Raw genomic sequence first — 4,793 nt, 5'->3', positions numbered from 1 at the left:
TATTAGATATTCTTACGGAAATCTCCATTTCAATTAAGACTGGAGAGATATTATGCAGACTGCACTAATAATTATCTCGTTTCTTGTCATAGCACAACCCTCGGAATTCGATGCTCTCCTTAATATCAGAGATTTTAATAATGCGCTTGAACTCACCGGTGAGTCAGATTCGCTCAGCGCTGAAGTATTCCGGAGATCAGGTAATCCTTCCATGGCTTCCATGCTTTTTGAAAGAGCATTTGCGGAAGACCCGTCCGCCGGACTTTTCGCAGCGATCTGGGCTGTGATATCCGGTTCAACTGAACACTTTCCTTCAATGTCGTCCGGATATCTCAGAGAAGAACTGCCAGAATGGAGCAGTATGCTTGACTGGGAACCGCAACATCTTCTTTCTTTAATTGAGTCGGCAGCCGTACTCGAAGACAGTATTCTGGCGGACAGTCTCATGCGGGTGCTGGTCGATAGCTTCCCTGAATCCATGGAGGCTTCAGAGGTTATAAGCTGGGAATTCTACGATAACCTGTATCCTGTTTGGAATGACGATTCAGCCAGAATCCTGGTTCTTCAGGATTTCCTTGATGAATGGGGCGATAAGTCGGATCTCTGGCGATCCAGAGCATGGCAGTATACGCTGAATGCTGTATTTGAAACAGCCGATTCAACAAGGTGGACGAACTCTCTAGAAATGTGGCTCGAAGCATGTCCTGACGATCCTCAGGCCTGCCTGAGCGGCGCGGCGATGTACATTGACCGTGATTCTTCCTGGTCAGAGGCGCTTGAACTCGCGGAAAAAGGGTTGGTGCTGATGGACAGCAGCTGGATTCCTGTGGGAATACCTCAGGAAGAATGGCTTCTAACCGGTATGGCGCTTGAAACAGGATTGAATTTCAGGAAGTGTTTCGCCATGGCCGGTCTCGGTCATGAGCAGAAAGCACTTCAGGATCTGGAAGATCTCCTGTCACTCACAGTCTATCCTGTAGATGATTTTCACACAGAGGCTTCCCTGCACTGGCTTGCCGGAAGACTGAATCTCCGAATTGGTGATACTCTTCAGGCAATGAATCATTTCCTTGACGCAGCTGTGCTCGGAGAAGTACGGAACCGCTGGAGCGGAGAAGCTGTGCTGGAGCTGGACAGTCTTCTGCCGACCGGCGTTATACCCGAAGAATGGGGACGGGATAAAACCGGATATAACGGTCCGATTTTCGAAGATGTGACATATCTTCTCGGACCGGACAGCCTTGTCAGCGGTTCAAGGGTCTCCTGGTGTGACTGGAATTCAGACGGGTATCCGGATATTCTGATCGGACATTCACTTTACCAGAACATCGAGGGAAATTCCTTCATCGATGTAACTAGTGAGGCCGGTCTTGATTCGTGCAGGGGTAATGGAGGAATCTGGGGAGACATAAATCGGGATGGATTCCCCGATCTGGTCACCTCCGGCAATCCGGTTCAGATATTCGTCAATATTGACGGCGTTCTTAAGGACAGGACTGAGAGGATGGGTGTAATCGCTACCAATTCAAAAATCGAGGGAGTGGCGCTTCTTGACTGGAATGCGGATGGATGGCTTGATCTGTACCTGGCCAGTTATGAACAGGCAGGCAATATGGGATCAGGAACCCCTGACGCATTCTACCTCGGCGGTCCTGATGGTTTCATACAGATAGGTGACAGTCTCGGGATGAATCCATTCCTTGATAAGCCTCTTTGCGGAAGAGGAGTAAGCCCCTGTGACTTTAACAGAGATGGAAACATCGATATTTTCGTCTCAAACTATCGCCTTCAGGAGAACTTCCTCTGGGAGAACACATCTGAAGGCGCGATAAACTCCGCTCTGACAAAAGGATTAGCGGGAACGGATACAGACGGCTGGTGGGGACACACTATCGGCAGCGCGTGGGGAGATTATGATCGTGATGGAGACTGGGATCTATTCTCTGCAAACCTTGCTCATCCAAGATATATTGTTTTTTCCGATATGAGCGAACTGCTTGTCAATGAAGACGATCTCTTCACTGACGGAAGAGGAAAAGCCGGGATCAGGTTCGAGGAAACACATTCAAACCCTGTATGGGGTGATTTCAACAACGATGGATGGCTTGATCTCTTTATTACCTCAATATATTCTGACAGACGGAGTTTTCTCTATCTGAATCAGGGTGACAGAACCTTCAGAGATGTAACATGGCTCGCAGGTGCCAGAGTATTCAACGGCTGGGGTGCGGCAGCTGCTGATTTCGATCTTGACGGAAAACTCGATCTGATGATTGGTTCCGGAGATGGCCCAATACTCCTGAGAAATGTCACGGAAAGCGGCTACGGTGCAATCGTCAAGGTTTATCCACCTGATGGTGTAAATCCATCAGGTATCGGATGTACCGTTGAGCTGGAGCAGGACGGCATCATATACCTCAGGCAGGTTGAGGGTGGAAGCGGTACCACAAGTCAGAACAGCAGATACCTTCACTTCGGTCTATCTTCTGGAAATCCGTTCTCAATGAAGCTTTTTGTACCGGGTAATCCGGTATCAGTAACTGAATCGGAGGGCTTGCCCGGATCGATATCAACTATCGGCCGGTAATTGAATGCCCTGCTTTTCTGCTGCGATATTTTGTCAGGAAGAGTGTAGTGAACTGCAGGTTACCGGCAGGGCAGGTCTCAACACAAACTCCACACCCCACACAGTTTAAAGATCTTACCGGCTCACCGGTCTTCGCCTTGCTCATTATATCAATCGACATTTTGCATACGTCATTACATAATCCGCAGCTGTTGCATTTCGTAAGTCCGGTGGTGATCTGCTGCCCGGCGATTCTCCCAATAACACCAAGCAGGGTACCGGCAGGGCAGTAATAACAATAAGATCTTGCTCCGACAAATAGCATGAAAAAGATCATCAGGTATAATTCAAAGACCAGATATTTAATTCTCTCAATATTAATTAATATCCTCACGGGAATAGTCACAATTCCGGTGAAGAAAAATATTCCCCAGGCAACCATCAGGGCCAGACAGATGACAATCATGAAAATTTGAAATACAGAAAGGATTGTCCGCATCTTCGGATGGACCACCTTGGATCGCGGGCGTTTTTTATTATGAGAGATTAAGGGCAATGCTTCGCCAAATGCTTCTGCATGAGCGCCGACAAATGTGCAAAGCATACTGCAGTGCCAGCGTCTTCCTAAGAATACTGTCCCTATAAGTACAATCAATTGGTATATGTAAAATACCCAGAGCGTAATAACAACTCCGTTCCAGTCCAGTATCTTAGTCAGTGAAACAGTCAGGTGAGAACCTGTTATCGGTGCTTGAAATGGCAATGATGCCCATGGAAAGGGCATCAGGGCAACATAGAATTCTGTAAATCGCAGTATGAATGGCAGGATCAGATATAAGAATAAGAACGAAATGGAGAAACTGGCAAAACTGATCAGCCTGAATTTGGATATCTTACCTCTTGAGTTTTTAACATACTTGATGGTTATATAAAATCCGATTATCGTGGTTATCGATCGAATTCCATTCTCAAAAATGATAAAGATCCACTCAATGATTGCTTTAACTTCCGGGCTTGCGTTCTTCCGTACGACGCCCATTAAGAACCCTGCTATCAAACCTGATATGATAAAAAAGTAAACAGTATATCGCAATAATTTTATATAGCGCTGTGATTTTATCTGTTTAACCATTTCAATCCATTCGGGGTCGGACGCCACTTGCGACACTTACACAATGTGTAATATAGAATAAATTATGCATATACCGTAAATATCAGGTTTACTCTCCCCGGAACAGGACAAGAAGCATTGACCGGGCATGATTGCCGTTAGTATTGTCATAAGGAAGGAGATTTGACAGGGCAGGATATGTCGAATTGTCCTTCCAGGAAATACTGCAGATGAAAAAACAGCATTCTATGGGGTAGTCAGGAGAATTATCATGATCAAATATATGGTGCCTATCCTTCTGATTGGGGTCTGTGCGGCTAATGTCGACATGGTTCCTCTGCGCTTCACGGGAAATGATTATCTCTATGTGAGCTGGATAGATTATTCCGGTGATGCAAGGGTGGCAAGGTACGATGGAACCACCCCTGTCGATGAGGCAACATTCCACGATTGTTCAATGGCCTCTGTGGCCATCTGCCTGGATGATACTGACACACCGAACGTAATGCTGATCACATCCCTGGAGGAAACCTTCTGTACCGATACTCTCTATTCTCTGAATTTTATACTTCTTGATGTGCAGGACCAGGTTTCTTTCGAAGGATTTTACACGGAGTACGCGCAGTACGGTCTCATCAGGCACCATCATCCTCTGTATGACGGCCTTATCGCAGGGTATTATTACTGTTGTTTAAGCAGCGGAACCGACTACTACTGGTTCATGCAGGATTACAGCATCAATTCCGCTCAGATAGATCTTGGCACACTCCTCTACGAGGAAACACCATACCCTCTGGAAGACGCATCGGAATATTTCCCCTTCAAAATGGTTGGACCGGTTGCCTGCCAGGACAGCCGAGCCATATTCGCCACGGACAAGTTTACAGGCGGCGGCTGGGGCTATCCGGGACACATAATGCTCATGACCCTTTCGCACAACCCGCCCATAGACCCTGTTTACCTTCTCTGCGATACGCTGACCTCAACCCCTGATACTCTCCCCTGCGACCCCTGTATTATGGCCATGGGCAGCTGCTCCGACAGAGGACTGCTCCTCTGGGCGGACGAATGGGGTGCTGATCACTTCTCCAGCTACAACTGTTCGGAACCGGCACC

General features: G+C 47.3%; 3 protein-coding genes. 2 read left to right on the top strand and 1 reads right to left on the bottom strand.

Annotated features, from left to right (window positions below):
* The first annotated feature begins 52 nt into the window (after positions 1-52).
* Entirely contained in the window at positions 53-2,587 is a 2,535-nt protein-coding gene (locus K8R76_08825) for a VCBS repeat-containing protein (protein ID MCD4848280.1), read from the top strand.
* Here K8R76_08825 and K8R76_08820 read toward each other — a convergent pair.
* Positions 2,574-3,605 (bottom strand): 4Fe-4S binding protein, encoded by a 1,032-nt coding sequence (locus tag K8R76_08820; protein MCD4848279.1) that lies wholly within the window; start codon positions 3,603-3,605, stop codon positions 2,574-2,576. The genes K8R76_08825 and K8R76_08820 overlap by 14 nt on opposite strands.
* A gap of 343 nt (positions 3,606-3,948) precedes the next feature.
* Here K8R76_08820 and K8R76_08815 point away from each other — a divergent pair.
* Positions 3,949-4,793 (top strand): hypothetical protein (locus K8R76_08815; GenBank protein ID MCD4848278.1); only part of this gene is annotated, 845 nt, incomplete at its 3' end.

The sequence above is a fragment of the Candidatus Aegiribacteria sp. genome (genome assembly GCA_021108435.1).
Lineage (GTDB): Bacteria > Fermentibacterota > Fermentibacteria > Fermentibacterales > JCC-6 > Aegiribacteria.
Note: the sequence above shows the minus strand (reverse complement) of the source record. Positions and strands in the feature narration are given on the sequence as shown.